General features: G+C 70.3%; 26 protein-coding genes. 14 read left to right on the forward strand and 12 right to left on the reverse strand.

The window, feature by feature from the left end; translation table 11 throughout:
* Nucleotides 1–467 precede the first annotated feature (467 nt).
* From D0T12_RS13805 to D0T12_RS13820, 4 genes are all read left to right on the forward strand, one after another.
* Nucleotides 468–1,109 (forward strand): hypothetical protein, encoded by a 642-nt coding sequence (locus D0T12_RS13805; protein WP_147339507.1) that lies wholly within the window; start codon nt 468–470, stop codon nt 1,107–1,109.
* A gap of 220 nt (nt 1,110–1,329) precedes the next feature.
* Nucleotides 1,330–1,650 (forward strand): GNAT family N-acetyltransferase, encoded by a 321-nt coding sequence (locus D0T12_RS13810; RefSeq protein WP_199487445.1) that lies wholly within the window; start codon nt 1,330–1,332, stop codon nt 1,648–1,650.
* 372 nt (nt 1,651–2,022) lie between these two features.
* A complete protein-coding gene (locus D0T12_RS13815; protein ID WP_117399965.1) occupies nt 2,023–2,667 on the forward strand; it encodes a dihydrofolate reductase family protein in 645 nt (214 codons plus the stop codon).
* Between the two features lie 189 nt (nt 2,668–2,856).
* Nucleotides 2,857–3,102, forward strand: a complete 246-nt coding sequence (locus D0T12_RS13820) for a hypothetical protein (protein WP_199487446.1) — start codon at nt 2,857–2,859, stop codon at nt 3,100–3,102.
* Nucleotides 3,103–3,806: 704 nt separating this feature from the next.
* Here D0T12_RS13820 and D0T12_RS13825 read toward each other — a convergent pair.
* Nucleotides 3,807–4,535 carry a haloacid dehalogenase type II gene (locus D0T12_RS13825; protein WP_117399966.1) on the reverse strand — a complete coding sequence of 243 codons (729 nt, stop codon included), beginning with the start codon at nt 4,533–4,535 and terminating at the stop codon, nt 3,807–3,809.
* Nucleotides 4,532–5,227 (reverse strand): LLM class flavin-dependent oxidoreductase, encoded by a 696-nt coding sequence (locus D0T12_RS13835; RefSeq protein WP_199487447.1) that lies wholly within the window; start codon nt 5,225–5,227, stop codon nt 4,532–4,534. The genes D0T12_RS13825 and D0T12_RS13835 overlap by 4 nt, the downstream gene beginning before the upstream one ends.
* Nucleotides 5,228–5,360: 133 nt before the next feature.
* On the opposite strand from D0T12_RS13835, the gene yhfZ reads away from it, so the two are divergent.
* From yhfZ to D0T12_RS13875, 8 genes are read left to right on the forward strand one after another with little or no spacing between them, the layout of a single operon-like run.
* Nucleotides 5,361–6,290, forward strand: a complete 930-nt coding sequence (gene yhfZ / locus D0T12_RS13840) for a GntR family transcriptional regulator YhfZ (protein ID WP_117399967.1) — start codon at nt 5,361–5,363, stop codon at nt 6,288–6,290.
* Nucleotides 6,291–6,317: 27 nt separating this feature from the next.
* A complete protein-coding gene (locus tag D0T12_RS13845) occupies nt 6,318–6,725 on the forward strand; it encodes a transcriptional antiterminator (RefSeq protein WP_117399968.1) in 408 nt (135 codons plus the stop codon).
* A complete protein-coding gene (locus D0T12_RS13850; protein ID WP_117399969.1) occupies nt 6,722–7,078 on the forward strand; it encodes a DUF2620 family protein in 357 nt (118 codons plus the stop codon). Before D0T12_RS13845 ends, D0T12_RS13850 begins: the two co-directional genes overlap by 4 nt.
* Before the next feature lie 37 nt (nt 7,079–7,115).
* Complete coding sequence (locus D0T12_RS13855) at nt 7,116–8,549, forward strand: YhfT family protein (RefSeq protein ID WP_117399970.1); 1,434 nt, start codon at nt 7,116–7,118, stop codon at nt 8,547–8,549.
* A 1-nt stretch (nt 8,550) separates the two neighbouring features.
* Nucleotides 8,551–9,477: a phosphotriesterase family protein gene (locus D0T12_RS13860; RefSeq protein ID WP_117399971.1), complete on the forward strand. Its 927-nt coding sequence runs from the start codon at nt 8,551–8,553 to the stop codon at nt 9,475–9,477.
* Complete coding sequence (locus D0T12_RS13865; protein WP_117399972.1) at nt 9,474–10,565, forward strand: aminotransferase class I/II-fold pyridoxal phosphate-dependent enzyme; 1,092 nt, start codon at nt 9,474–9,476, stop codon at nt 10,563–10,565. The genes D0T12_RS13860 and D0T12_RS13865 overlap by 4 nt, the downstream gene beginning before the upstream one ends.
* The gene (locus tag D0T12_RS13870) at nt 10,556–11,728 is read left to right on the forward strand and encodes an alanine racemase (RefSeq protein WP_117399973.1); all 1,173 of its coding nucleotides are present in this window, start codon (nt 10,556–10,558) and stop codon (nt 11,726–11,728) included. The genes D0T12_RS13865 and D0T12_RS13870 overlap by 10 nt, the downstream gene beginning before the upstream one ends.
* Complete coding sequence (locus D0T12_RS13875; protein ID WP_117399974.1) at nt 11,725–12,906, forward strand: phosphopentomutase; 1,182 nt, start codon at nt 11,725–11,727, stop codon at nt 12,904–12,906. The genes D0T12_RS13870 and D0T12_RS13875 overlap by 4 nt, the downstream gene beginning before the upstream one ends.
* Before the next feature lie 71 nt (nt 12,907–12,977).
* Here D0T12_RS13875 and D0T12_RS13880 read toward each other — a convergent pair whose 3' ends face one another.
* From D0T12_RS13880 to D0T12_RS13890, 3 genes are all read right to left on the reverse strand, one after another.
* Nucleotides 12,978–13,163, reverse strand: coding sequence for a DUF397 domain-containing protein (locus tag D0T12_RS13880; RefSeq protein ID WP_117399975.1), 186 nt, complete (start codon nt 13,161–13,163; stop codon nt 12,978–12,980).
* 67 nt (nt 13,164–13,230) lie between these two features.
* Nucleotides 13,231–13,419, reverse strand: a complete 189-nt coding sequence (locus D0T12_RS13885) for a DUF397 domain-containing protein (protein ID WP_117399976.1) — start codon at nt 13,417–13,419, stop codon at nt 13,231–13,233.
* On the reverse strand, nt 13,407–14,213 hold the full coding sequence (locus D0T12_RS13890; RefSeq protein WP_117399977.1) for a helix-turn-helix domain-containing protein: 807 nt from the start codon (nt 14,211–14,213) through the stop codon (nt 13,407–13,409). The genes D0T12_RS13885 and D0T12_RS13890 overlap by 13 nt, the downstream gene beginning before the upstream one ends.
* 161 nt (nt 14,214–14,374) lie before the next feature.
* Between D0T12_RS13890 and D0T12_RS13895 the strand changes: the two genes are divergently transcribed.
* Entirely contained in the window at nt 14,375–14,761 is a 387-nt protein-coding gene (locus tag D0T12_RS13895) for an ATP-binding protein (protein WP_117399978.1), read from the forward strand.
* A 344-nt stretch (nt 14,762–15,105) separates the two neighbouring features.
* On the opposite strand, the gene D0T12_RS13900 is transcribed toward D0T12_RS13895, so the two are convergent.
* From D0T12_RS13900 to D0T12_RS37015, 5 genes are all read right to left on the reverse strand, one after another.
* On the reverse strand, nt 15,106–15,885 hold the full coding sequence (locus tag D0T12_RS13900; RefSeq protein ID WP_117399979.1) for an SDR family NAD(P)-dependent oxidoreductase: 780 nt from the start codon (nt 15,883–15,885) through the stop codon (nt 15,106–15,108).
* Nucleotides 15,886–15,941: 56 nt separating this feature from the next.
* The gene (locus D0T12_RS13905; RefSeq protein ID WP_199487448.1) at nt 15,942–17,195 is read right to left on the reverse strand and encodes a sigma-70 family RNA polymerase sigma factor; all 1,254 of its coding nucleotides are present in this window, start codon (nt 17,193–17,195) and stop codon (nt 15,942–15,944) included.
* Nucleotides 17,196–17,235: 40 nt separating this feature from the next.
* Nucleotides 17,236–18,303, reverse strand: coding sequence for an acetate/propionate family kinase (locus D0T12_RS13910; protein WP_117399981.1), 1,068 nt, complete (start codon nt 18,301–18,303; stop codon nt 17,236–17,238).
* A 4-nt stretch (nt 18,304–18,307) separates the two neighbouring features.
* The gene (locus tag D0T12_RS13915) at nt 18,308–20,650 is read right to left on the reverse strand and encodes a phosphoketolase family protein (protein ID WP_199487449.1); all 2,343 of its coding nucleotides are present in this window, start codon (nt 20,648–20,650) and stop codon (nt 18,308–18,310) included.
* Nucleotides 20,651–20,920: 270 nt separating this feature from the next.
* Nucleotides 20,921–21,049, reverse strand: a complete 129-nt coding sequence (locus D0T12_RS37015; RefSeq protein ID WP_267900399.1) for a hypothetical protein — start codon at nt 21,047–21,049, stop codon at nt 20,921–20,923.
* Between the two features lie 47 nt (nt 21,050–21,096).
* On the opposite strand from D0T12_RS37015, the gene D0T12_RS13920 reads away from it, so the two are divergent.
* Nucleotides 21,097–22,422, forward strand: coding sequence for an amidase (locus D0T12_RS13920; RefSeq protein ID WP_233526043.1), 1,326 nt, complete (start codon nt 21,097–21,099; stop codon nt 22,420–22,422).
* Here D0T12_RS13920 and D0T12_RS13925 read toward each other — a convergent pair.
* Entirely contained in the window at nt 22,400–24,007 is a 1,608-nt protein-coding gene (locus D0T12_RS13925) for a toprim domain-containing protein (protein WP_117399984.1), read from the reverse strand. The genes D0T12_RS13920 and D0T12_RS13925 overlap by 23 nt on opposite strands.
* A gap of 67 nt (nt 24,008–24,074) precedes the next feature.
* Nucleotides 24,075–26,924: an AAA family ATPase gene (locus D0T12_RS13930; protein WP_117399985.1), complete on the reverse strand. Its 2,850-nt coding sequence runs from the start codon at nt 26,922–26,924 to the stop codon at nt 24,075–24,077.
* Nucleotides 26,925–26,951 lie beyond the last annotated feature (27 nt).

Genomic DNA, 26,951 nt, shown 5'->3' on the forward strand with positions numbered 1-26,951 from the left:
CCCTACCGGCGAGAGCAGCACATCTGAGATCACTGAGCGTGGCTGCCGTCTCAACTCCTGTCCGTGGCTGGGCGGTGGGGGCGGCGCGTCGGGCGGGGCAGGCGGAGCCTGCCCGACGAAACCTGCACAAGGGGCCGCAGAGGCTCCGAAGTCAAGGGTGGGACGGAGTCCCATCGCGAAGCGACGCCGAAGGCGCCCTTGAGTTTGGAGGGGCGGCCCCGTACGCTGCGCCGCCCCCACCGCCACCATCGCCCGAACCATGAAGACCGCTTCACGACACAGGCGGCTACTCCACTGCGAGGTGACCTGGGCGCGCGACTTGGCCATGAGGCTGCGCCGTACAAGGTGAGGCCAGCAATTAGACGTTGCACCAAATCGACACGTGGCCCGGACGCAGACGGAGCCGCACGAAATGGTGCTCTGAGCGAAGGGCGATGGCACCGGCGCCGACCGGTTAACTTGGCTCAATGACTTTCGTGGCGGTGGCAAATGGCGGGAGCACGGCCTCGGAGGACGCCGCGGGCGGCACGATCGCCGTGACGCTGTTGTTGCTCGTGGTGGCGCTGGCCGTGCTGTTGCCGTTGCGCGCCTGGCGGCCGACCGCGTTCGGACGGCTGCGGTGGTGGGTGCTCGGCATCGTAGGCGGTGGCCTGGTGACCACACTCGTCGTCGATCCGATCGGGGTGCTGGGAGCGTTGTTGCTGACGGCACTCCTGATGATCGTGGCCTGGCCCGTGGTGGCGCTGGCCGCCGTGGCGACGGGGGTGTGGGCCGTGCGCTCCGGTCTCCGTCCGGGGCAGGCGGCGGCGCGCACGACATGGGTGCGACTGGTGTGGACATGGTTGCTCGCGCTTGTGGCCCTGTACAGCTACGGCGTGATGAGCACCACGACCGCAGAGGCGAAAGACCCCGGGGACGCCTGCCGGTTCTCGGGAACGGGATACCGGCCGGACGTCTCGACGAGCCTGCAGCCCCTGTCGGACACGACCTGCGGCGCCGACTCGGTGCCCGGCTTCGTCAATCCCCTGCTGCTGGTGTTGACCGCACTACTTGCGGTCTGCATCGTCGGCGCGGTGGCCTCCCACCTTCAACGGGACAAGCCCGAGTAGCTCCATCGACTCATCACACGCTCACGACTGACGCCCTACCCTCCGGGGTTGAACCTTCGCGAGGAACGGTCGAGCGACGCGGACTCCGTTCGAAACGTCCACCTACAAGCATTCGGCGACCATGGCCAGGTCGTGGCGGACCTAGTCGACACTCTCCGAGACACCATCACGCCCGGAAACGGCTCTCACTGGTAGCCGAGCACGACGGGCAGATTGTCGGGTGCTCAGCCCCTTGGCCGTCCGGCCGGAGTACAGCCGGCGTGGCATCGGCTCGGCGCTGGTCCGGCACGGCTTGGAGATCTGCGCGGAGCGCGCCGTCCCCCTCGTCTTCCTGGAAGGCGATCCGGCCTACTACTCACGCTTCGGATTCACGCCTGGTCGAGACAGGGGTTCTGGAAACCCGTCCTTGCGCATCTCCGATGCCGCATTCCAGGTCGTCGCACTGCCGCAGTACGAGCCATGGATGACAGGGACGCTGGTCTATGCGGAGCCATTCTGGCGACACGACGCGGTCGGCCTGCGTGAACCTGGCACCCAGTAGCGGCCAGAGACAGTGTCGCCCGTCCTTCGCCGGACCAGCCGCCTGGCAGTCACCCACCGCACCACTGCACGATCGATCGCATACGCAGAGTGAACTCCCGATTCGTGGGAACGTTGACGCACGCCAACCCAACACGGACGCACCGAGAAGAGATGGCCGTTCCGGGTGCTCACATCAGCGGCTCACCGCGACGCGCATCAAGCTGAGGGGCGCTCGCCGGCCATGAAACGGGGGCGTCAGATGCGCACACCGCGGCAAGGCGATCGGGGAAGCGCCACCCAGGGGCGTCGCAGCGGTGAGTTCGCGAGTGCTCTCAGGTCTACCTCCCTGACAGGACGACCAACTCAACGAAGTAGCCATCTGGAGTAAGGCATGGGACTCATCCACATCGAGATGTTCGCGACCCTAGACCTGGTCGGACAGGCCCCCGGAGGCCCCGACGAGGACCCGGACGGCTTCCCGTTCGGCGGCTGGCAGGCGCCCCTGCTGGACGAGGTCGCCGGGGCACAGATCGGCGCCGCGTACGAGGGCACCGACGCCCTACTACTCGGCCGCCGGACGTACGACATCTTCGCCGCCTACTGGCCGCACCAGGAGGGCGGTGAGGACAACGAGATCGCCACGCTGTTCAACAGCGTCCCGAAGTACGTGGCCTCCCGGGGCACACCCGACTTGTCGTGGGCGGGGTCCACGCAGCTCGGCCCGGACCTGGCCGGTGCGGTGCGCGAGATCCGTGACCGGCACGAGAACGTGAAGGTCGTCGGAAGCCTGGACCTGGTGCAGACCCTTCTACGCGAGAAGCTCTTCGACCGCCTCGACCTGTGGGTTCACCCGATCGTCCTCGGTGTCGGGAAAAAGGTGTTCGACGCTGGCGCGGTACCCACGAACTTGACGCTCCTCGAACCTCCGGTGTCCAGCCCGACGGGGACGGTCTACCTGCGCTACGGACTCGCCGACGGCACGCCGAGGACAGGGGACATGAGCGCACCCGATCGCGGTCTCGGACGCGACGAGTGACGCCGTCCCCGCCGCGGGGCCGGTCTCAGCGGCGCAGAAAACCGCCAGGTTTGCCTTACCTCGGAGTTAGGGGTTTACGGTGCCAACAGCCCGACGACCTGCCTCACCGGAAGAGGGGGACGCCCCGCGACAGCCCGGCAACACTCCGTCGCCCTGGCCGAACCGGACAAACCGGTCTACGGTCGGCCCATGGTCATGATACGTGTTGCTCTGATTACAGTAATCGCTGTCGTCGCTCTCGGTAGCGGCGTCGCCAACGCGCTGGAGACCCGGCGGTTCCTCGGAGAGGGCAGCAGTGACTTCGGTCTCGAGCTCATCTACGCTCGCGCCCATGCCAAGCGCCAGGCGGAGCAGGCCGGGTTCACCGACTGCGTAGAACTCTGGAAGAAGGAGGGGGCGTACACCGCGAAAGTGCTCTGGGAGTGCACGAGGTAGCATTATGGGCGGTCGTGCCGGGACCTCGCACCTTCAAAGGTCGTCAGCGGTGAATCCGCCCGAGAACACGAGAAGCCGAAGTCGCACGGCAGTAAGTCGCCTGAAGAAGAGGCGCAACTTGCGACGCGCTCCCGCCTCGTTCGCATTCGCATCTCAAGTTGTCAAAATCGTCTGCATGCTCCCCGACCTGAAAAGCAGGCTCAATCACCGCGCTTATGATGGCCTCAGCATGCCCAAAGGTGGTTGGGCAGCGCCCGCGGGGTGCGCCCAGATTTCTGTCGTACCTGGCGACACCGTGGAACACACGCTGCGCCATCTGTGGGAATGAGTCCTGCCATGGCAATGACCAAGACGGCCGTCGCGGTGCCGGATCGACTCGTACGAGCGAACGAACGAACTCCTGGGCGATGCTGATGCGGAAGTACCTGCGCCGCGCTGCCCTCTGGGCACGACGCTACGAAGCCGACGACCAGTGGCCGTGCCACGACATTGCGGCCACCATAAGCCCGTCGACCCAAGCGGGCCGAGCACTGCCGCAACGCCCACGCGCCCCTTACGACGAACAACGTCGTATCGCCACCTCAAGTGCGGCGCGTAGGTTTTGACGTGTCCCGTGAGGCGTCCAGTGCCTGAGTCGAACCGGACGTTGATCCGGGCGACGTCCGGAGACCTCTTGGCCACCCGGCTTGGAAAGTCGTCAGGGGTCAGGGGTGGAGGAGATCGGCGAGTTCGTCGAAGCCGGTGACGGTGAGATCGCTGGAGGTGTCGGACGCCTGGTCGGCAGGGCGGTGTGGGCCCTTCTCGCGGGGGCGGTGCAGGAAGGCCGTGCCGAAGCCTGCCTGGCGTGCTCCGTCGATATCCCAGGTGTGGCAGGCGACCATCAGAACGCGCGGGGGTGGGGTGTCGAGCAGCGCCGCGACGGTCTGGTAGGCGCGCGGGTGAGGTTTGTAGGCGCGTGCGAGCTCGGCCGAGATGATGCAGTCGAATGGCAGACCAGCGGCCTTGACCAAACGGGTGAGCAGCGCGAATCCACCGTTGGACACCGCGGCCACGATGTAGTGGCGACGCAGTCGCGCCAGGCCCTCGACGGCGTCGTCCCAGGCGGGCAGATGGTGCCACGCACGGACGAGGCGGTGCCGCGCCTCCTCGTCGAACGCATCGGCGACTCCATGGATGTGGAGCAGTTCCTCCAGCGACTCGCGGTGCAGCGTGTCGAGGTAGACCCAGTCGCGTTCACCGCGGTTCACCCGCGCCATCGCCGGGAGATAGCGATCGCGCCAGGCGTCGGCGAAGGCGCCTCCGTCCAGTTCCACCCCGTACCGGGCGGCGATGTCGGTGACCTGGTCGGCGACGCCGGTGCGCCAGTCCACAGTGGTACCGAAAACGTCGACCGCCAGCGCCGACACCATGCCCGGCTCGAACGGCGGGCTCATCCGCCGGCCGCCTGTTCGCTCGGCCGGCCGAGGTAGCGCCGGACGGCCTCGATGCAGGCCCACTCGACAAGGCCGACCGGAAACCCCGTCGCGAAGACCTCCGGCATGACCTGGAACGGGGACGCCCGGGCCGCGTCGCCGTCCGGGGCCTCGTCCTCGTCGACGACGTGCAGCACGGTGATCACATAGGGGTCCGCCCGAGGTTCCGTGCGGAAGTCGGGGGCGTGCGGCGTCGTGCGGGCGGCGTTATGGCGGGCGTCGTGGAGCGCGTGCCAGGCGATGGGGTCAAGCAGGCCGAAGGGGATCAGGCCGGTGCCGCGGCGTTCGTCGCAGAGGTCCTGCGATGAGGCGGTGAAGGTCTCCTTCATGGCCGCCGTGGTCGGCCGCAGGCCCGGCGCGCGCCGGGCGGTGTCTCCGGTCCCGAACCCGCAGATGATCCGGCCAGGTGCCAGCGCGTTGAGGCTGGCGAGTCCACGCGCGGCTGCCGGGGCCGAGCGCAGCGCCGGTGAGGTCGCGCCGATGCCGATTCCGATGCGGCTGGTGGCCTTCGCGCACAGACTCAGGGCGACGAAGGAGCCGCCGTGGACCACCGGGGTGTCGTGGACCCGGAAACCGTGCAGCTCCCACGTCTCGGCCTGCACGGCGAGGTCCTCCACAACGGGCTGTGCGGTGACCACGACACCTGCACGCATGAAACCTCCCAGGCACGAGTCTCCCACCCTGCTCACCTTGCCAGCTCCCCGGCTCGGCGGCCTTCGGCCGGTACGACCGTGACTTCGAGCGTAGCCCATTGACCTTGTACAGGATCCTGGTTATTGTTCGGGCATGTTGGACGCACGGTTTCTGACGCGGAACGGCATGACCGCCCGGCAATTGGCGGCCGAACTGCTCAATCAGCGCACGGATTCGCGGTTGCCGAGGATCCGGGACTACGCCGAACGGCTCGGTGTCGGCAACGGCACGGTGCAGGCGGCTCTGCAATTGCTGGAGAGCACCGGTGCGGTGCAGACCGAGGCCCGTGGGCATCTCGGGACGTACCTGCGGGCCGTCGACCGGGCCGGACTGTGGCAGTTGGCCGGGCTCGGGACGATGCTCGCCGCGATGCCGCTGCCGTACTCGCGCCGGTACGAGGGCCTGGCGACCGGGCTGCGGGAGGCGTTCGAGGACGCCGAGATCCCGTTCGCGCTGACGTTCATGCGGGGCGCGCAGGTCCGGCTCGACGCGCTGCTGGCCGGACGGGCCGACCTGATCGTGGTGTCCCGGCTGGCGTTCGAGGAGTTCGGCGCGGACCGCCCGATCGCCCAGCTCGCCGACCTGGGGGTACGCACGTTCGTCGGTGCGCACGGTGTGCTGCTGCGGGCGGGGGCGTCGCTGGACGACCCGGGGCTGGCGGTGGCCGTCGACACCAGTTCCGCCGACCAGCAGCGGCTCACCCGGCTCGTCTTCGCCGGACGGCCCGTCCGGTATGTCGAGACGTCGTACATGCAGCTCGGGGAGTTGTTCCGGCGCGGGGAGGTGGACGCGACGGTGTGGAACCTCGATGAGGTCCACCAGCACATCGACGGGGAGGTCACGACGATCCCGTTCGACGAGGTGACCTCCACCGATCTCGCGGGCCGCAACTCCAGCGCGGTCCTCGCCGTCCGCGCGGATGACTCGCCCGCCCTGGACGCGATGCGCGACCGCCTCTCGGCCGAGCTCGTGACCCGCACGCAGCAGGCCGTCCTGACCGGCGACCGACTGCCTTCGTACTGAGATTTCGCGCTGAGAGGAGGCCGTCCCATGGACCGGCTGTTGAACGAGCGGCTGGAGACCTTCGAGAAGACCGGCCAGGTCGCACCCGAGATCTGCCGTTTCGTACGGGCCGAACTGGACGCGCTCGACGCGGCGGGCGGCCAGGTCACCGAGGAGAGCGCCGGGACGCTGACGAGCCATCTGCTCATGGCCCTACAGCGCGCCCGCGACGGCGCGGCGCTGACCGGGTTCGCGGCGGACGACACCGTCCGGGCGGAACTGGCCGCCCACCCGGACGCGATGGAACGCGCGGCGGCGCTGGCGGAACGGGCCCGGTCCGTGCTGGGCGTCGGCCTGCCCGGCCAGGAGGTCCGGTTCCTGGCACTGCATCTGGCCCTGCTGCGACAACGAGAGCTGCGACAACGAGAGCTGCGACAACGAGAGGCGAAACGATGACGAAGATCCTGGTGGGCGGCGTCGGCAAGGCCGACGTGGCAGGGCGGCTGGAGGAGATCGGGGGCTTCGAGGTCGTCGTCACCAACGACATGGACGCGGCCACGCGGTTGATGGCCGGTCAGGCCGACTACTACATCGGAACGTGCCACACCGGGGCCGGGGGCTCCCTGGGCGTGCTCGTCGGGCTGCTGGGCGGGGCCCGGTGCTTCACCTTCGGCCGAGGCCAGGCCACCGCGGCCGAGGCCGAGGCCGCACTCGCCGAGGGCAGGGTCGCCTTCGGCTTCTCGATCGACCAGATCGACCAGGTCGTCCCGATCCTGGCCGGGGCCATCCACGACCGGCGCGACGGGTGATCGGCCCGTCCTGACCTGTTCCCCCTCGGAGGCAGCCATGCCCTTTGCCCTCTCCACCGCCGCGGCGGTGGACAAACTCGACTTCTCCCTGCCGGAGAGCCTCACCGTCATCGGCGTCTGCGCGCTCACCGCGCTGATCTCGAACATGGCGCTCGCCGTCTTCAACGACGGCGTCCGTCCCTTCCTGCTGGACTTCGTCCGGGGCAACACCCGGCGCGGCGAGATGACCGCGGTGTCGTTCGGCCTGTCGGCCGGGTTCGTCTTCGGGCTCGGGGCCCCGATGGCTCTGTCGACCGGGGTGCTGAACCCCTGGCTGCTGTTCCTACCGACCGACATCCTCGGGATCTTCGCGCCGCGCCGGTGGCTGGCGCCGATCCTGGGCGGCGCCTGGGGCGCGATCGTCGTGTTCGGGCTGTCGGGCGCCAACAACGCGGCGCACGACCTGCCGGTGGACTTCCTCACGGCGATGCAGGAGATGGCGACGCCGATCCTGTTCCTGTTCCTGCTGTTCCCGGTGATAGCGATCGCGAGCCAGTTCGGACGGGTCCGAGGGGCGATCACCTTCGTCGTGGAGATCGCGTTCGTGGTGCTCTCCATGAAGGTCTGGCCGGAGCAGTTCCCCGGCGCGCTGGCCATGGCCGCGGGCGTGCTGATGCTGCTCGGCTTCGCCCTGGTCAAGGACCTCCGGGACCGGCGTGCCGCCAACGTCCCGCCCCCGGCGAGCCCGGCGGACGCGCCCGGTGCCGCGCGGATCCCGGTGGAGGACGGACCGGACGGCGGGCCCCCCGCGAACCCGGTGGAGGACAGACCGGACGGCAAGCCCCCCGCGGACCCGGTGGCGTCGCTATTCGGCGCCAACGCCGAGCGGCTGCGGCGGCATCTGCCCTGGTTCGCGGTGCTCGGCGCCGCCCTCGCCGCGATGGTCAACCTGCACGTCTTCGGCGGTGGTGAGGCGACCAGCTTCCTGGTTGCCAAGGGCGACTACGGGGAGGCCGCCCAGGTCGACTTCTACCGCGCGTTCGGCTTCCTTCCGCTGATCGCCACGACCGCACTGGCCAGCGGCGCGTTCCAGATCGTCGGATTCACCTTCGTCTACCCGCTGGCCTACCTGGCGCCCAACGTGGCGGTGGCCGCGGTCGGCGGCGCCGTGCTGTTCACGGTGGAGATCCTGGCGCTCTCCTACATCGGCAGGGGGCTGGCGCTGCTCCCCTCGATCCGGGACGCCTCCGACCACCTGCGCAACGCGATCGGCAAGACCCTGGAGATCGCCATCCTGTTCGGCGCGATCGCCGCCGCCGCCACGATGGGCGGCGGCCTCGGGATCACCCTCGTCGGCGGGCTCTACCTGCTGAACGAGGCGATCGGGCGGCCGGTCGTCCGGCTCGCCGCGGGCCCAGCGGCCGTCGTCGTCGCGGGCATCGTCCTGAACGCCCTGCACTGGCTCGACCTGTTCACTCCGCTGAAGGGATGACATGAGGCTGATGACCGTGCTCGGGGAGGTCCCGGCACCGCGGGGACCGGTGCTCGTCCACGAACACCTGCGCGTCGACCTGCGCGGGTCCGGGCGGGCACCGGATCCCGCCGCCCTCCTCGACGACGAGGAGACGGTCGGCGGCGAGCTGGCCGCGCTGCGAGGCTCGCACGGCCTGGCGGCCGTGGTGGAACTGACCGGCCTCGGCATGGGACGGGACGCCGCCGCGCTCGCCCGCATCAGCGAGCGGTCCGGAGTCGCGGTGGTGGCGGCGACCGGGTTCTACCACGGACGGTTCCACCCGCCCTACGTCGCGGGGGCGAGCACCGCGGACCTGACGCGGCGGCTGGTCACGGAGATCGAGGACGGCCTGGACGGCACCGGCATCCGGCCGGGAGTGATCGGCGAGATCGGCACGGGCGGCGAGCGGCCGTCGGCGGACGAGGAGCGCTGCCTTCGCGCGTCGGCCGCGGCCGCCGTCCGGACGGGGCTGCCGCTCGCCACCCACGCGCACCTGGGCCGGGGCGGGCTCGTCCAGCTCGACATCCTGACCTCCGAGGGTCTGGCGCCCGGCCGGATCAGCATCGGGCATCAGGACCTGCTGGACGACGCGCCGACCCACCGCAGGCTCGCCGACGCCGGCGCGTACGTCGCGTTCGACACGATCGGCAAGGCGTCCTACCAGAGCGACGAGGTGCGGCTCCGGCGGGCCCTGGATCTGATCGAGGCCGGGCACGCGGCACGCCTGCTGCTCAGTAACGACGTGTCCAGGGCCGGTTATCTCAGGGCGAACGGCGGCTCCGGCTACGGCGCCGTCTTCGATTCGTTCGTGCCGCGGCTGGCCGCGGCGGGGGTCGACGACGGGACCCTGCGCATGATCCTGCACGACAATCCCATCCGGTTCCTGACCTCGGGGGAGGCTCGATGACCGCGCCGGACCTGCGCGAGACCCATCCGCTGCCGGCCGTCTCGCTCGACGAGGCGACGGCCCGGCAGTTCCGGCTGCTGGAATGCGTGGCGGACCATTTCGACGGATGGCAGCTGTTCTCGCCCGACGTCGGCGTCACCCCGCGGTGGGGTCGGCCGGACGCGACGCGCCGGGCGGAGGCGGCGCTGGCCGACTTCTTCGGCGCCCCGGCCGCCGCCCTAGTCCAGGGCGCCGGCAGCGGCGCGATCAGGGCGATGCTCACCGCCGCCCTCGCTCCCGGCCGAACCCTGATCGTGCATTCCGCGCCCGCGTACGCGACCACCGCGACGGCCTTCCGGGCGATGGGCCTCGAACTGATCGAGACGGACTTCCACTCGTCCCCCGCCGAGGCGGCGGCGTCCCATGTCTACGTCCAGCACTCGCGGCAGCTTCCGGGCGACTCCTACGACCCGGCCGAAGTGATCGCCCAGTACGCGGAGCTGGGCGTGCGGGCGTTGGTCGACGACAACTACGCCGCTTTCCGCACGCCCCGCACCGGTGTCGAGATGGGGGCGGAGGCGTCGGCGCTGTCGATGTTCAAGCTGCTCGGTCCCGAGGGTGTGGGACTGGTCGTCGGCTCGGACGAGCTCGTCGACCGCGTCCACGCCGACAACTACTCGGGCGGCGGCCAGGTGCAGGGACCGCAGGCGCTCGACGCCCTCCGCGCGCTCACCCACGTCCCCGTCCTGTGGGCTGTGCAGTCCGCCGCCGTCACCGAGGTCGCGGAACGGCTCGCCGCCGGTGAGGTCCCCGGCGTGGCGCAGGTGCGCATCGCGAACGCCCAGGACCGGTGCGTACTCGTCCGGCTGGACGCCCCGTGCGCCCGGCGGGTCATCGAGGCCGCCGCCCGGTACGGCGCGGCGCCCTACCCGGTAGGGGCCAACTCCCGGTACGAGATCACCCCGCTCTTCTACCGCCTCTCCGAGACCTTCCTGGCCGGGAACCCGGAACTGGCCGACTGGACGATCCGGATCAACCCGATGCGGTCGGGGCCCGACCTCGTCATCAAGATCCTGAACAGCGCGCTGGGGGAGGTCCGGTGTTCCTGACCGCGACGACGGCGCGTAACCCCGGGCTCGTGGACGCCGCGGTCGGGCTCCACCGCGCCGGGCGCGTCCCGCCCGACACCTATCTCATCGACCTGGACGCCGTCGCGGCCAACACCGCCGCGCTCGCCGCCGTGGCCGACGCGAACGGCGTCCGGCTGTGGCCGGTGTTCAAGCACGTGGGCCGCAACCCGCACGTGGTCAGGACGGTGGCGGAGCACCTGCCCGCCGCGGCCGCCATCGACCTGCGCGGCGCCCGCGCCGTCCGGCGGGCCGGGGCGAGGCTCGGCAACGTGGGTCACCTGGTTCAGATTCCCGTCCACGCCATGGACGAGGTGCTGGCGTGGCGGCCCGAGCACGTCACCGTCTTCGGCGCCGAGCAGGCCCGAGCGGTGTCGGCCGCGGCGGCACGCCTCGGCATCACCCAGCCGCTGCTGGCCCGCGTCGTGGCCGCGGCCGACAAGCTCTATCCCGGGCAGGAAGGCGGCGTCCCCCTGCCCGACATCGAGAAGTTCGCCGCCGAGATCGATGACCTGGACGCCGTGCGCCTGGAGGGCGTCACCTCGTTCCCCTGCCTGCTGTACAGCGGGTCGGCGGGCACCATCGCCCCGACCCCGAACCTGCGGACGTTGCTGACCGCCCGGTCCCGGCTGGAGGCGGCGGGGTCACCGGTCCGTGCCATCAGCGCGCCCAGCGTGACGGCCGCCGCGAGCATTCCGCTGCTGGCGGCACACGGCGTCACGCACGGCGAGCCGGGTCACGCCCTCACCGGGACGACCCCTCTGCACGCCGCCGACCTCACCCAGCCCGAGATCCCCGCCATGGTGTACGTCTCCGAGATCGCGCACATCCTTCCGGACGGCCGTCCCGCGATCTTCGGCGGCGGCTTCTATCCCCGGGGACGTCCGGTCGGGGCGCTGGTGTTCCCCGCGGTCGGCGAGCCGTTCACCCTGCCGGTGGAGCCCGCGCCGCCCGAGAACATCGACTACTACCGCCTGCTGGGCGCGCCGTCCTCGACGCCGCCGCCGCGGGTGGGCGACACCGTCGTCCTCGCCTTTCGCACTCAACTGTTCGTGACCCGCAGCGCGGTCGGCGCGCTCCGGGGCGTCGCGTCGGGCAGGCCCAGGCTCCTCGGCCTGTCGGACACCCACGGGAACCCCTGGTGAGCCGCGTCGCCGTCCTCGTCATCGACGGCCTCGGCATCGGCGCCATGCCCGACGCCGCGAAACCGCGTCCCGGCGACTCCGCCGCCCACACCCTCGGCCGCGTCCTGGACGCCGCGAGCGGCACCGCGCGGTTTCCGGCCCTCGCCGCCGTCGGCCTCGGACTACTGCACGCGCACCCGAGCCTCGACTTCCCCGCCCTTCCCGGAGTGGCCGCCGGGCGTTCCGCCCTGGGCTACACCGGCGCGGACACGTTCGCCGGCCACCAGACGATGATGGGCACCGACATGAGCGGCACGGCCCCCGCCCTGTTCGCCGACCACATCGGAACCGTCGCGTCCGCCCTGCGGTCGGCCGGTCACGAGACACGCGATCTGGACGACCCGCCCGTCCTCCTCGTGGACGGTCGGGCCGTCGTCGGCGACAACCTCGAAGCCGACCCGGGGCTCAGCTGGAACGTCAGCGCCCGCCTCGACGACCTGCCGTTCGAGGCGATCCTCGGCATCGCCCGGACGGTGCGCGGCGTCGCCCCGACGACCCGGGTGATCGCGGTCGGCGGCCACGGCCCGGAGCCGCTGCTGCGCTCCGTCCGATCCGGCGCCGAAGGCACGGCGGGCCTGGACACGCCCGCCTCGGGCTTCTACGTCCACGACGGCCTGCGCGTCGCCCACCTGGGCGTCGATATCGACCACACCCGCCAACTCCCCTCGCGCGCCGCCGCCGCAGGCTTCCCGGTGACCTTCGTCGGCAAGGCCGCCGACATCCTCGTCTCCCCGGAGGCCCTGCGCCGCCCCGCCGTCGAGACCGCCGAGGTGCTCAAGGAGACCGTCACGGCCCTCACCCGCACGGCCGACGCGCTCGTCGTGGCGAACGTCCAGGAGACCGACCTGGCCGGACACCAGCAGGACGCGCGGCGGTACGCATCGCTTCTCCAGGAGGTCGACGCCGGGCTGGAATCCGTCCTTGACCTGCTGGGCCCCGGCGACCATCTGATCGTCACCGGTGACCACGGCAACGACCCGGCGATCGGCCATCCCTTCCACACCAGGGAGTTCGTCCCCGTCCTCCACTACGCCCCGGGACTTCCCTCGCGATCGCCAACGCTGCCGGACGCCCCCACCCTGTCCCACATCGCCGTCACAGCCGCCCAAGCCCTGGACCTCCCACCCTCCGCCCAGTAACAAAGCGGTCGCGGCCGTGTTGGTGGGGGACGAGTGCCCTCCGCTTGAGCGGAGGGCACCTCTTGTGGTTGTCAGCTGTTTTTGATGGTTTGTGTGAGGTGGTGGAGGGTTTGGGGGGTGAGGAGGAGTTTGGGGCCGTGGGGGTCTTTGCTGTCACGGATGGCGATGGTGTCGTCGATGCGTGCGAGTTCGACGCACTGGCCTCCGTTAGAGGTGCTGCGGGATGCCTTGTGCCATGTGGCGGTGGTCAGGTCCATTTCAGTCACCTGTGGGCGTGTTGGGGCGGGTGCCCTCCGCTTGTGCGGAGGGCACCTCTTGTGGTTGTTAGCTGTTTTTGATGGTTTGGGTGAGGTGTTGGAGGTTTTGGGGGGTGAGGAGAAGTTTGGGGCCAGTTGGGTTTTTGCTGTCGCGGATGGCAATGGTGTCGTTGACGCGCGCTAGTTCGATGCAGGCGCCTCCGTTGGACGTGCTCCGGGATGCCTTGCGCCATGTGGCGGTGGTCAGGTCGACCATCTTTCTTTCACCGTCCTTAGTATGAGGTCCTTGGACTGGCTCACTGGTAGTGCCAATGAGCGTAGATCTTTCATCGTTCGGGAGAGGGTCGCCAGGTCTTCCGGCTCACTCATGGTGAGCCCACGGGCGCCGGACTCGACGTATGCGACCTGAGTGCGGTCCTCCATAGTCGCGATGTAGAAGGAGCCGCTGTTGCCGTCGTGTTCGGCGCTGGCCGGAACGATCTGGATCGAAGCCCTCTCCAGAGGGATCGTAGCCAGGTGCTTCAGTTGCTCCCGCATGATCTCGGCGTTGCCGGCGGGACGGTAGAGAACGCCCTCGTCCAGGAGAAGCGAGTACTTCGGCGGATTCTTCCTGGCGAAGACCTCCTGGCGCTTCATGCGCGCTTCGACAGCCTCCTCATCTCGGAGTAGGACGGCGGCATACGCGGGGGTCTGGAACAGGCCGTCGACGACCGAGAGGCTGTAAGACTCGATCTCGTCGGCCTCCGGCTCGACGAGGTACCAGTCGAACCAGAGCGGGAAGGCGGCGTCCTTGACCAGGTCGTCGTAGAGATCGAGCAGCTCGTTGTTGGCGCCGAGTTCGCTGTCCAGGGACGCGGCGAACTCCCGGGTGCAACGGGCGCGGCCGTTTTCGACTGCGCCGATGTACTGGGGGGTGACACCCATGCCGTTGTGTGCGCGACATGCGAGATTCTCTTGCGTCCAGCCCTTGGCCTTCCGGAACCGGCGGAGCCGCCGACCAAACGCGAGCAGGGTCGGCGAGACCGTTCCCCGCTTCCTCTGCGGAGCCATGACTCCATCCTCTCTCAAGTGCAGCCCAACTGACTATCAACTGGATGGTCTGCATTTGGGTGACTTGTCGACTGCGGCCTGCGATTTGTCACACAGCGTAGCCTTGTCATGGCTGAATGGGGTCGGCAATCTCCAAACTCGTTGTGAAAGGACGGCCGACCATGATCGATATGGGCGTCGAGGCCGGGGCAATCTCCATGCGGTGTTGTGCGCGTGCGCCGGGGATAGCGCGTTCGTGGGTCGGTGGTGTGTTCAGCGAGCAGAAACTCGGTGATGACTACACCGCTCGTACTGTCGTCACTGAGTTGGTGACGAACGTGTATAAGCACACTGACACGGAAGTCGTCCTGGTACGTCTTCTGATCGAGGACGGTCGACCCGTAGTAGAGGTGGAGGACGGGTCCGACGTGGTTCCGGTCGTTGGTGGCGGGGACGGCACCGTGGAGTCTGGACGGGGACTGCTCATGCTGTCGATGCTCGTCCAGGACTGGGGCGTCCGAGTATTGCCCGGCGGCGGGAAAGTGACGTGGGCGCGGCTCGGCGAGTGAGAGTGGCGAATCTGCCGGGTGTGATGTGGTGGTGGCGTGTCCGGTACGGGCACGCCACCGCGGAACGGCACTTGGACGTACTGGCGTCTGCTATGTCTGAGCGCGGCTGGTCACTTCTGAAGGTCTACGTAGAGTCGCCACCGACGTTGTGGGTCTTTTCTAAGGGTATTGAGCATGAGGCAGTAAGCGTCTGTGCGAAAAGGGTTCGTGGACGGTGGGTTTACCAGGTGTGGCCTTGCGTCCAGTACCTGTGCTCCTCGGTTACCAAGGTGGCGGACCTCCTTGATGACGTTCTGCGGGATCAGGTGAGGGCGCCGGTCTTGGGGACCGGCGCCCGTGCTCGGTCAGTCGGCGAAGATGCCTGAGGTGGCGTTGACGAACGTCGCCGTGATGGCGGCGGCGCCGTCGGAGGCCAGGAAGGCGGCGGTGTCGGCGATCTGGGCCAAGGTGGGGGAGCGGCGGAGCATTCTCATTTCGGCGAGCTGGTTCAGGAGGGCCTCGAAGGCCGCGTCGTCCATGTCGAGTCCGTGTTCGGCGAGGTTCCTGCGGGTCATCGTCTCGGGGAGCCCGGCGGTCCAGATGCCGATGACGCGGACGCCGCTCGGGCCTACTTCCTGGGCCAGGTTCCGGACGAGGGTGTCGATCGCCGCGTCCGCCGGGCCGGTGCCGCCCATCATGGGGCTGCCCTTGGCGGAGCCGCTGTTCAAGGTGAGGATCACGCCGGAGCCCTGCTTCGACATGTGGCGGGCGGCGGTGCGGGCGGTGATGAAGTTCGTGGTGATTCCGGTCGTGACGGGGCGGAGGAAGTCCTCGGCGGTCATTTCCGTCAGCGGAGTGCCGTGGAGGTCGCCACGGGAGGCGAGGTTGAGGGAGACGTCCAGGCTGCCGGAGCTGTCGACGACGTGGCGGGCGTGGTCCTCGACGGCCTTCTCGTCGAGGGCGTCCACGACGGCGACCTCGGCGTGGCCGCCGGACGCGGTGATGTCGGCGGCGACGGCCTCCAGGGTTTCGCGGGTGCGGCCCGCCAGGTGGACGGTCGCGCCGTGGCGGGCGAAGGTGCGGGCCACCGCGCCGCCGATCGAACCGCCGCCGCCGTAGATGATCGCGTTCTTGTTCTTCAGCATGGTCTCGCTCCGTTCGGTGTGAATGAACGGTTGTTGAGACGTATGGGGGCGGAAAACTAATCGGTGACGGTCAGTGGGAGGCCGAAGGCCGGGAACAGGTGCGGCTCGAACGACGTGATCTCGGCGATCAGACCGTCCTCGACGCGGAGGACATCCATGACCTGGGCGCGGTAGACGCGGGTACCTGGGCGTTGGACGTAGCCCCCTACCGCGGGCTGGCCGTTGGCGCGGGTGGGTAGGTGCTTCCAGCGTCCGAAGTAGTGGGGAGACGAAGGGTCGAAGGTCTGCTTGAGCATGGTGACTATCGCGTCCCGGCCCCCGAACCAGAGGGGGTTCGGGGGCATGGTGATCCGGACGTCCTCGCGGAGCATCGCGGCCATGGCGGTCGTGTCGCCGTCGGTGGCGGCCTTCATGTAGCGGTCGAGGAGGGCGCGTTCGGTCTCGGACGGGTTCGTGTCACGCGACCATTCCTGCCGACTGGCGGGGAGGTGGGCGCGGAGAGTGGGACGGGCCCGTTGGAGGGCGCTGTTGACCGACGCGACGGTCATGTCCAGGGCCGTCGCGGTGTCAGCGGCGGGCCAGCCCAGGACGTCGCGGAGGATCAGGGTGGCGCGTTGCCTTGGGGGAAGGTGCTGGATCGCGGCCAGGACGATGAGTTCCAGGGTCTCGGACGTTTCCGCTGCCGTCTCGGGGTCCTCGTCGGGGAAGGGCTGTAGCCAGGGCAGGAACGGCGACGGCGTCACGTCGTTGGTCGGGGGGATGGGCGACGGGCCGTACTGCTGGGGGCGCCGGTCGTTGCGGCGCAGGAAGTCCAGGGCCGTGTTGGTGGCGATCTTGTACAGCCAGGCGCGGAGGGTGGAGCGTCCCTCGAAGGTCGTCCGGTTCCGCCACGCTTTGAGGAGCGTGTCCTGGACGAGGTCTTCCGAGTCGTCGTAGGAGCCGACCATCCGGTAGCAGTGCACCTGAAGTTCGCGCCGGTACGGCTCGACCAGCGCGGCGAACGACCACTCGTCGCTTGTGCGGGCGGCCTCGGCCTCGTCCGGGTTCGTCACGGGGGCCCGCGTTACGAAACGGATCGCTTCCCGGGCCAGGTGGTGGAGGCGGCCGACGGAGGAGGAGAGGGTCTTCACGCCGGAGTAGAACGGTTCGGGGTGCTCCGGTGTGAGGGCCTTCACCTGGCGCTCGATGTCGGAGATCAGGTCGTGGACGGTTCCGCTGTCACGGGTCTGACGTGTTCGGTACGCCTTCTGGCGGCATGCGGGTGAGCAGTACAGCGATGCGCGCCCCGGCCGTCCGCCCGAGGTGGGCATAGGTTTTCCGCAGACTAGGCACGCCGTTTCGGACATACGGTCATGGTGTCATGAGGGCCCGCCTTACTCCGGCCGCTATCTCCAGGTCTTCGCGGGCGGTCACGACCAGGGTGCGGACGCGCGTGTCGGCGGACGTGATGTCGGTGTCGCCGTCGGCGGTGGCGTTGCGGTCCGGGTCGATGGAGGCGCCGAGGTAGGCGAGGTCCTCGGCGAGGCGCATGCGGACGGACGGGTCGTGCTCGCCGACGCCGCCGGTGAACACCAGGGCGTCCAGGCCGCCGAGTGAGGCGGTCATGGCGGCGGCGCAGGCGCGGAGGCGATGGTGGTAGGCGTCCAGGGCGGCGAGGGCGTTGACGTCGCGTTCCTCGGCGAGTTCGCGGATGCGGCGCATGTCGCCGGTGCCGGTGAGGCCGCGGAGACCCGACTCGTTCTCCAGTGCGGTGTTGACGTCGTCCGGGGAGAGACCGTGTTTGATCAGCCACAGCGGGATGCCGGGGTCGATGCTGCCCGCCCGAGACCCCATGATCAGCCCTTCGAGCGGCGTGAAGCCCATCGTGGTGTCGACGGACAGACCCTCGGCGACGGCGCACAGGGACGCGCCCGAGCCGAGGTGGCAGACGACCATCCGACCCGGGACGCCGCCGAGCAGTTCGCCCGCCCGGCGGACGGCGTACGAGAACGACAGGCCGTGGAACCCGTAGCGGCGCAAACCGAAACGCTCGCGCCAGGCGGCGGGCAGGGCGTAGGTGGCGGCGGCGTCCGGGAGGGTGGCGTGGAACGCGGTGTCGAAGCACGCGACGGCGGGGACGTCGGGCAGCACACCGGCGATCTCCGCCAGGGCCCGGAGGGACGCGGGCTGGTGAAGGGGGGCCAGGTCGGAGAGGCGGTGAAGCTGCTCGGTGACCTTTGCGTCGATCCGGGTGGGTTTCGTGTAGGCGGGTCCGCCGTGCACGAAACGTATGCCGATCGCGTCGGGGGCCGGCATTCCCGCGACGACGTCGGCGATCTCGTGCCCGGCGCCCGAGTCTTCGGCGAGGAGCGTGCCGTCGGCGTCCAGCAGGCTCACTTTCAGGCTGCTCGATCCGGGGTTGACCGTGAGGATCCGCATAGCGTCAGTGTGGCCAGGTCCAACCGCTGACTTCGGGTGCGTCTTCGCCGTGTTCGCGGGTGTGGGCGCGTAGGCGTAGGCGTTCGTCGGCCATGCGTTGGCGGATGTGGGCGACGCGTCCGCCGAGGGAGGGGACGCGGTCGATGACGTCCATGACCAGGTGGAAGCGGTCCAGGTCGTTGAGCATGACCATGTCGAACGGGGTGGTGGTCGTGCCTTCCTCTTTGTAGCCGCGGACGTGCAGGTTGGGGTGTCCCGCGCGGCGGTAGGTGAGCCGGTGGATCAGGTACGGGTAGCCGTGGAAGGCGAAGATGACGGGCTTGTCGGTGGTGAACAGCGCGTCGTAGTCGCGGTCCGGCATGCCGTGGGGGTGTTCGCTGGACGGTTGCAGCCGCATGAGGTCGACCACGTTGACGACCCTGACGCGCAGTTCAGGGAAGAGTTGCCTGAGCAGGTCGGTGGCGGCGAGTGTCTCCAGGGTGGGGATGTCGCCCGCGCAGGCGAGGACGACGTCGGGGTCGGCGCCGCCGTCTGTGGACGCCCATTCCCAGATGCCGATGCCGCGCGTGGCGTGGGCGATCGCGGCGTCCATCGGCAGCCAGTCGAGCGCGGGCTGCTTCCCGGCGACGATCACGTTCACGTAGTCCTGGGAACGTAGGCAGTGGTCGCCGACCGACAGGAGGGTGTTGGCGTCCGGTGGCAGGTAAACGCGGACGATCTCGGGTTTCTTGTTCAGGACGACGTCGAGGAAGCCGGGGTCCTGGTGGGTGAAGCCGTTGTGGTCCTGGCGCCACACGTGCGAGGAGAGCAGGTAGTTCAGGGACGCGATCGGGCGCCGCCACGGCAGGTCCCGGGTGACCTTCAACCATTTGGCGTGCTGGTTGAACATCGCGTCCACGATGTGGATGAACGCCTCGTAGCTGTTGAACAGCCCGTGCCGTCCGGTGAGGAGGTAGCCCTCCAGCCAGCCCTGGCACAGATGTTCGCTCAGCACCTCTATCACCTGGCCGGACGGCCCCTGGTGCTCGTCGGTCGCGAGCCGTTCGCCCTGGAACACGCGGTCGGTCACGTCGAACACGTCACCGAGCCGGTTGGACGCGGTCTCGTCCGCGCCCATGATGCGGAACGTCGACGGGTTCGCCTTCACGACGTCGCGCAGGAACGTCCCGAGCACCCGGGTCGGCGCGGACGTCGTCGTGCCGGGCTTGTCGACCGGGACCGCGTGGTCGCGGAAATCGGGCAGCGCCAGCGGCTTCAGCAGCGACCCGCCGTTGGCGTGCGGGTTGGCGCTCATCCGCCTCTCACCCTCGGGGGCCATGGCCCGCAACGCCTCGACGGGACGCCCGTCGTCGGTGAACAGCTCGTCCGGACGGTACGAACGCAACCACTGCTCCAGGAGAGCGAGGTGCTCGGCGTCGTCGCGCACGCCCGCGAGCGGTACCTGGTGGGATCGCCAGGTGCCCTCCACCGGGAGCCCGTCGACCTCCTTCGGGCCCGTCCAGCCCTTCGGCGTCCGCAGGACGATCATCGGCCAGCGTCGCCGCTCGGTCAGCCCCTCCTCCCGGGCACCGCGCTGAATGTCGGCGATCTCGTCGAGGGCCTGGTCGAGCGCGGCGGCCATCTTGCGGTGCATGGACGCCGGGTCGTCCCCGCCCACGAGGTAGGGCCGGTACCCGTAGCCGTCGAGGAGTTGGGCCAGCTCCTCCTCGGGGATCCGGGCCAGCACGGTCGGGTTCGCGATCTTGTAGCCGTTGAGGTGCAGGATCGGCAGCACGGCGCCGTCCTTCACCGGGTCCAGAAATTTGTTGGAGTGCCAGCTCGCCGCCAGCGGGCCCGTCTCCGCCTCGCCGTCACCGACGATGCACGCCACCACCAGGTCCGGATTGTCGAACGCCGCCCCGTACGCGTGCGCCAGCGAATAGCCCAGCTCACCGCCCTCATGGATCGACCCGGGCGTCTCCGGCGCCACATGACTGGGCACGCCGCCGGGGAAGGAGAACTGCCGGAACAGCCGCCGCATCCCCGCCGCGTCCAGCGAAACGTCCGGGTACACCTCGCTGTAGGTGCCCTCAAGCCAGGCGTTCGCGACGGCCGCCGGACCACCGTGCCCCGGGCCCATCACGTAGATCATGTCCAGGTCGCGTGCCTTGATGACCCGGTTGAGGTGCGCGTAGCAGAAGTTCAGGCCGGGCGTGGTGCCCCAATGGCCGAGCAACCGCGGTTTGATGTGGTGCGGCTGAAGTGGCTCGCGCAGCAGCGGGTTGTCCAGCAGATAGATCTGCCCCACCGACAGATAGTTCGCTGCTCTCCAGTACGCGTCGATTTCCCGTGTTTCGTCGTCGCTCAAGACGCCGGACCCCCTCGGTGTCGCTCCTCGCCGAAGGTTCACGTCCCCGCTCTCCGGGCCCTCAACCGTCCCCGCCCACCTACCCGGCGAGCCCTCGCTGGTTACAGGACTGTGGTGACAGAGCCACGGCGGCGGGATGCGCAAGTATCGTCGTGCCGCCGTGGCTTTGTCCCCCAGCCTGTCGACGTCACCGGTTACAGAGGCGGTCGCCGCGCCCCCAGAAGCCGCGCGGTTCCGCCTCGCCCCCCAGCGAACCGGTGGGCCGTCTCATCAGGTGCGTTGCAGCCTGCCGTGTACTCGCGCGTAGGTTTGCAGGTTCAGGGCCGCGCTCGACGGACGGTCGCCGATCTGCGACGAGAGGTTGACGGTCGGCGACGAATGGACGACGGAGCGCGACATGCGGCGGCGGTCCGCCGCCGGGGAGGAATGGGCTGATGGGAGGCCGGATGGGTGGATTCTTTGCCGGACGGACATTGGTGGACCTCGGGCACGCCCTACGCAACGGGGACGAGTCGGCGACCGGGCTGGTGCGTCGCGCGCTGGAGTCGATCGACGCGGACCGGAACGCGGACCCGACGCTGAACGCCTTCGTGACCGTCGACCGTGAGGGCGCCGAAGCGGCCGCCCGCCGGGCCGACGCGGAACTCGCGTCCGGTGTCGACCGGGGCCCGCTGCACGGTGTGCCGGTCGCCGTGAAGGACATCATCGACGTCGCGGGACTCCCGACCGGCATGGGATCGGCGCACTTCACGGGACATGTGGCGGAGACGGACGCGGCGTGCGTGACGATGCTGCGCGACGCCGGAGCCGTGATCGTCGGCAAGACCGGCACGCACGAGTTCGCCTACGGCGGGACGGGCGACGTGTCGGTGAACGGGCCGGTCCGCAACCCGCACGACCGGGAGCGGATGTCGGGCGGATCCAGCGCGGGCAGCGCCGCCGCCGTCGCGGCCGGGATGGTCCCGCTCGCCCTCGGCACGGACACCGGCGGGTCGGTGCGGATCCCGGCGGCGTTCTGCGGGATCGCCGGGTTCAAACCGGCCTTCGACGTCCTCCCGACCGGCGGGGTGTTCCCGCTGGCGGCGTCCTTCGACCATGTGGGCCTCCTCGCCGGATCCGCCGACGACTGCCGCATCGCCTACCAGGCGTTGACCGGCCTGGCGGAGGCCGCTCCGTCGCCGGTGGACGGCGGCGCGGGACCCGGCGGTGCGCCAAGTGTCGGATGGATCGAGCCGCTTGTGGCCGACCCTGAGGTGGTGCGGGTCGTCCGGGCGGCGTTCCCGGACGCGCCGTCCGAGCGGCTCGACCTGGACGAGATTCGGCGGGTGTTCCGGGCGATCCAGGAGAGCGAGGCGTACGACGTCCACGCCGAACGGGTCGAGAAGGCACCGGAGCTGTACCAGCGGGTCACCCTGGAACGCCTGGAGCAGTCGGCGCGGACACCCGGCTGGCGGTTCGTCCGGGCCGTCCGGGCACGGGAGCGGATCGCGCGGGAGGTCGCGGAGCTGCTGGAGCGCTACGACCTCCTGGCCCTGCCCACCCTCCCGATCACCGCACCGAGGATCGGTGAGACGGAGGGGCCGTTCGGACCGCACATTCCGATGCTGGTGAGCCTCACCTGCCCGTTCAACCTGGTCGGCCTTCCCGCGCTTTCGGTGCCCGTCGGAACGGTCCACGGCATGCCGGTCGGGGCGCAGCTCGTCACCCGGCGCGGCGCGGAGAACATCCTGTTCGAGGCGGCCGCGCGGCTTACGGACGGTCGACCGGGCTGACGGTCTCGCACAGGATCTCGGTGACGAGCGCGGGCGGCACGTCGGCGCGGGCGGCGACCCGGACGACCTGGCGTGCCGCCTCCGGCGGGCGCGTGGCGATGATCTTCGCCGCCGCGCGGATCGCGGCGAGCCGCCCCTCCGGCGAACCGAACGTCCCGCCCACGGCCGCGCTGACGGGCCCGTTGCAGACCTCGGCGACAGCCCTGTCGAAGGCGCTGTCGATGACCGCGTCCATCAGCGGTGTCCGGGTACGGAGGGCGTTGCGGACCGCCGCGCGGCCACCGGACGCCAGGACGCCCGCCGGGTCATGGCCCGGAGGCAGGGCCGTGGTCTCGACCGGTCCGCCGACTCCGGCGAGCCGCTCCCAGACCCGGACGGCTCCGGCCCGCCCGGCGGGGTCGCCGTCCAGGGCGAGGAGGACGCCCAGGCCGTCCAGGTCGGCGATGCCCGCGAGGGCGTCGAACTGCTCGGCGGTGAGCGTGAGACCGCAGGTCGCGACGGCCGCGTACTCGGCGGGCGCCGCCATGGTGACCGCGATCGCGTCCAACGGCCCCTCGACGATCACGGGACGCGCACCGGCGGCGAGCCGGTCGCGCGCCTCGTGCAGGCCGTACAGCAGCTCGCCCTTGTGGAACAGGGACGTCGCGGGTCCGTTCAGGTACTTCGGACCCGGGGCGTCGTCGCGACGGCGTCCGATGAAGCCCGCGACCGCGCCGTCCTGGGTCCGGATCGCGAACATCGCCCGGTCCCTGAACGTGTCGCGAAGCCGCTCGCCATTGCCGTTGCCCGCGCGCTTGCCGCCGCCGGGGCCGTCATCAGGGCGGGCCAGTCCCGCAGCGGTGATGTCATCGTCGGCGTGTCCGAGCTTCCGCAGGTGGTCGGTGAGTGCGCGGGGCCCGTTCGGCGCGTATCCGATCCGCCATCGTCGCTGCACGGCTGCCGGGAACCCGCGTCCGGCCAGGTAGCCGGGCACCCAACTGTCGGTGAGCCGGGCGTGGAAGAAGCGTTCCGCGTCCGCCGTGATCCCGTGCTGGGACGCGCCCGACACGCGTCCGTGCACGCGCCGGGCCGTCCGGAGGATGCGGTCGCCGATTCCGGGGCCCGCCCAGAACGCCCGCGCCGGGAACGTGGGCATGGACGGCTCCGACCCGAGCCAGGACGCGACGAGGAACGCGACCGAGTCGGCCTCGACGCGCCGCACGCCACGGTCGGGGGCCCGCGCGGTGAGGGACGCGAGGCGATGTTCGGCGTCCGGCGGGGGCGGGTCCCGGTCGTCGGGGAGGGGCAGGCCCTCCGTCTGGGACACGTCGAACACGGCGCGCGGCGCACCCGTCCGGCCGAGGACGCGGATGCCGGTCTCACCCTTCCTGACCTGACGACCCGCGGAACGCCACGCGTCATAGGAGCGGACGTCGGTGGCGCCGCGCCACTGCGCGCTGATCAGCAGGACGCCGATGTACCCGTGGCGGCGTCCGTGCAGGACGGCGCGTTCCAGCCACCACGACCATGGGCGTGTCCCGTCCCGCAGGCGGGCCGTCTCCTGGTCGGCGATGCCGCGCAGGAGACGCCGGTCGTCCGGTCGCATGGAAGCCTCCTCGCCTCTCGGACGGCGGGGAAGCCACCTACGTCATACCCGCTAGATACGAGCCCGCCTACAGGTACAGGCCGAAGAATTCCTCCGGGTGGTCCAGGAGCGGCGGCAGGTCGTCGGCGCTGAGCGTGATCAGTTCCTTCTTCGTCGGCTTCCGGGACGCCTTCCTGCCGTCGCGGCCGTCGCGGCCGTTCTTCTTCGCGGCGAACGCGGCGGACGCGACCCGGTCGGCCTGGTTGGCGACGGCGACGTCCAGCATGTTGCGCATGAGGCGGCCGTTGCCGAACGACGGGCCGCGGGGCGCGCGGCGCAGCATCGCGTGCAGGGCGTCCTCGGTGCCGGGCGCGAGCCGGAACCCGTCGGCGGCGGCGAGCTGCCCGAACACGGTGATCAGCTCGTCGTCGGTGTAGTCGGGGAAGTGGATCTGCTTGGGGAAGCGCGAGTCGAGGCCCGGGTTCGCGGCGAGGAACTCCGCCATCTCCTGCTGGTATCCGGCGACGATGACGATGAGGTCGTCGCGGTGGTCCTCCATCAGCTTGACCAGCTCGGCGATCGCCTCGTGCCCGTAGTCGCCCTTCAGCGGGGACTGCGTGAGCGTGTACGCCTCGTCGATGAACAGGACGCCGCCGAGCGCGCGTTCCACCAGCCTGCGGGTGCGGGGCGCGGTCTGGCCGATGTACTCGCCGACGAGGTGGGCGCGGGACGCCTCGATGAGATGCCCGGACGACAGCACCCCGAGCCGCTTGTAGATGCGGCCGAGCAGCCGCGCCACCATCGTCTTGCCGGTCCCGGGGTTGCCCGTGAACACCATGTGCCTGGTGGGCGGGGTGATCTGCAACCCGGACTCGCTGCGCAGCCGCGCGGCGTGCGTTCCGGCGACGATGAGCGAGATCTCGTGCTTGACGGATTCGAGGCCGGTGAGCGCGTTCAGTTCGGCGAGCGGGTTCCCGGCCGCGTACGAGGTGTCCAGCGTTTCCGGGATGTCCTGCTTCCGGATGATCACCTTGGTGTCCGGGTCCCCGTCGTGGGCGCCCCGGTCCGCCGAGGTGGCGAGGTCTCCGGGACCGGTGCCGTTGGCGCTCACGCCGTTGGCGGCGAGCCTCTTGACGGCGGGGTCCTTGACGGCGGAGTCCCTGGCCGCCGAGTCGCGGGCGGCGCGCGCTCGGGCGGTGGCGACGACCTGGTCGGCGAGGTGCGGGGCGAGACGGGCGTTGCGGAGCGTCTGCATCGGCGGCGTCAGGGCCAGCAGCGCGCCCGCCGCCTCGATCGCCTGCCGGGTGCCGCGGGCGCCACGCGCGTCGAGCGCGCGGCGGAACAGTTCGGCGTGGCCCTCGGCGGTGAACGGCTGGGTCCGCGCGATCCGGAACCGCTGCGGCAGCACGGGGTTGATCTCCCGGATCCGCTCCTCGCCGCCCGCGTCGCACAGCGCCACCAGGTGGAGGTCGGGGTGGACGGCCAGCAGGCGGTGCAGTTCGACGGCGAGGGCCTCGCCGTTGCCGGGGTCGGTGACGATGCCGTCCAGGCCCTCGATGATGAGGAGCCGGTCACCGGCGCAGTCGCGGGCGTCGGCGTGCAGCTTGGCGACGGCGTCCGACAGCCGCTGCCCGGTGAACAGGTTGTCGGTGATCCAGTGCGGGTCGCGGCCGAACGCGAGCGCCTTGGCGAGCTCCTGCGCGGCGTCGCGCTTCCCGGTTCCGTCCGGTCCGGCGATCAGCAGCCGGACGGGTTCGTCGCCGCGGGTCAGCTCCTCCAGCGCCCGCACCACCTCCGGCTGACCGACCAGGGACGTGGCGATCTCCGGACGTCCGCTCGTCCGCGACCGGGCGTGCCCGGTCTCCGCCGGGACGGCGCGCAGCGTCTCGGTGAGCGGGTTGACGACGCGGCGGCGCGGCGCGTACAGGCGCCGCAGGTCCGTCTGGAACTGGCCGACCGGGATCCACTCGGCCTTCGGGAACCAGGGGTCGCCCGGCAGGCCCTGGACGATCGCGATGAACCGCATCGCCATGTCGAGCCAGCCCCGGCACGCGTCGGCGGCCCCGGCGACCAGCGCCCGGACGAGCCAGGCCCGCGTCCGCTCCTGCCACGCGCCCGGCTTGAACCCGCGACGCTCACCGGGGAAACGCTGTTGCAGCTCGCCGTACCGGTCCTCGCCCAGGGCGGCGGCCAGTTCCGCCGGGACACCCTCCATGCTGCCCTGGAGCAGCAGTTGGATCAGGTGGACCTCGACGGTCTCGTCGCGCGGCGCCACCTCCGTCAGGTGCTCGTACGCGGCGAGCAGCCCCGCGCACACCCACTCCAGGTAGCCGACCGGGCCGAGCAGCTCCGGCACCGCCGTGACGATGTCGTCTCCGGCGTGGGTGTGCCAGTGCTCGCGCAACTCCATCTTGGGCAGGTTCACGTCGCAGGTGGGCGGGTCGTCGTACAGCCGCAGCAGCGCCTTGCGGCGTTCCTCCAGCGGCTCCACGCCCTCCAGGACGGACAGGCAGTCGCGGGCGAGGTCGATCGCCAGCTCCCGGTCCGGGGCCTCGATCAGCCAGTCGACCGGTGGCCGCCACCGGCCGCCCGGCGCGTCCCAGCGGGTCATGCGGGTGCTGAGCGGGCCCGGGTTAACCAGGTGCCGGTACAGCAGCCGCTCGGGCAGCTGCGACCACGAACCCGCCTTGATCGCCCCGCCGCCGGGCAGGAACGCCAGAATGCCGAAGATCTCCGCGGTGACCAGCGACGCCGGCAACGTCAGGAGCTTGTGCTCGTCGGTGGTCAGCTCCGCGGCCCGCGGGTCGGCCGCGAGCCCGTCGATCCGCGCCGAGATCTCCTCGAACAGGCCGTCGGGGACGCGCCACGGACCGTACGAGTAGACGTCGAGCACCGGCTCGTCGGTGAGCAGTAGCTCCAGATGCTCCGGCAGCCGCAAAGAAGTCTCCCCAAGGCAGTTCAAACA

The organism is Actinomadura spongiicola, assembly GCF_003432485.1.
GTDB classification, from domain to species: Bacteria; Actinomycetota; Actinomycetes; order Streptosporangiales; family Streptosporangiaceae; genus Spirillospora; species Spirillospora spongiicola.

Excerpts from the sequence above, each read along its gene's own strand:
- yhfZ (WP_117399967.1), top strand. The coding sequence starts at position 5,361 with ATGTTGGACGCACGGTTTCTGACGCGGAACGGCATGACCGCCCGGCAA.
- D0T12_RS13805 (WP_147339507.1), top strand. The coding sequence starts at position 468 with ATGACTTTCGTGGCGGTGGCAAATGGCGGGAGCACGGCCTCGGAGGAC.
- D0T12_RS13905 (WP_199487448.1), bottom strand. The coding sequence starts at position 17,195 with ATGCCCACCTCGGGCGGACGGCCGGGGCGCGCATCGCTGTACTGCTCA.
- D0T12_RS13860 (WP_117399971.1), top strand. The coding sequence starts at position 8,551 with ATGAGGCTGATGACCGTGCTCGGGGAGGTCCCGGCACCGCGGGGACCG.
- D0T12_RS13845 (WP_117399968.1), top strand. The coding sequence starts at position 6,318 with ATGGACCGGCTGTTGAACGAGCGGCTGGAGACCTTCGAGAAGACCGGC.
- D0T12_RS13890 (WP_117399977.1), bottom strand. The coding sequence starts at position 14,213 with ATGGCTCCGCAGAGGAAGCGGGGAACGGTCTCGCCGACCCTGCTCGCG.
- D0T12_RS13835 (WP_199487447.1), bottom strand. The coding sequence starts at position 5,227 with ATGCGTGCAGGTGTCGTGGTCACCGCACAGCCCGTTGTGGAGGACCTC.
- D0T12_RS13815 (WP_117399965.1), top strand. The coding sequence starts at position 2,023 with ATGGGACTCATCCACATCGAGATGTTCGCGACCCTAGACCTGGTCGGA.
- D0T12_RS13900 (WP_117399979.1), bottom strand. The coding sequence starts at position 15,885 with ATGCTGAAGAACAAGAACGCGATCATCTACGGCGGCGGCGGTTCGATC.
- D0T12_RS13885 (WP_117399976.1), bottom strand. The coding sequence starts at position 13,419 with ATGGTCGACCTGACCACCGCCACATGGCGCAAGGCATCCCGGAGCACG.
- D0T12_RS13850 (WP_117399969.1), top strand. The coding sequence starts at position 6,722 with ATGACGAAGATCCTGGTGGGCGGCGTCGGCAAGGCCGACGTGGCAGGG.
- D0T12_RS13925 (WP_117399984.1), bottom strand. The coding sequence starts at position 24,007 with ATGCGACCGGACGACCGGCGTCTCCTGCGCGGCATCGCCGACCAGGAG.
- D0T12_RS13855 (WP_117399970.1), top strand. The coding sequence starts at position 7,116 with ATGCCCTTTGCCCTCTCCACCGCCGCGGCGGTGGACAAACTCGACTTC.
- D0T12_RS13880 (WP_117399975.1), bottom strand. The coding sequence starts at position 13,163 with ATGGACCTGACCACCGCCACATGGCACAAGGCATCCCGCAGCACCTCT.
- D0T12_RS13920 (WP_233526043.1), top strand. The coding sequence starts at position 21,097 with ATGGGTGGATTCTTTGCCGGACGGACATTGGTGGACCTCGGGCACGCC.
- D0T12_RS13865 (WP_117399972.1), top strand. The coding sequence starts at position 9,474 with ATGACCGCGCCGGACCTGCGCGAGACCCATCCGCTGCCGGCCGTCTCG.
- D0T12_RS13825 (WP_117399966.1), bottom strand. The coding sequence starts at position 4,535 with ATGAGCCCGCCGTTCGAGCCGGGCATGGTGTCGGCGCTGGCGGTCGAC.
- D0T12_RS13820 (WP_199487446.1), top strand. The coding sequence starts at position 2,857 with ATGGTCATGATACGTGTTGCTCTGATTACAGTAATCGCTGTCGTCGCT.
- D0T12_RS37015 (WP_267900399.1), bottom strand. The coding sequence starts at position 21,049 with ATGTCGCGCTCCGTCGTCCATTCGTCGCCGACCGTCAACCTCTCGTCG.
- D0T12_RS13895 (WP_117399978.1), top strand. The coding sequence starts at position 14,375 with ATGATCGATATGGGCGTCGAGGCCGGGGCAATCTCCATGCGGTGTTGT.
- D0T12_RS13910 (WP_117399981.1), bottom strand. The coding sequence starts at position 18,303 with ATGCGGATCCTCACGGTCAACCCCGGATCGAGCAGCCTGAAAGTGAGC.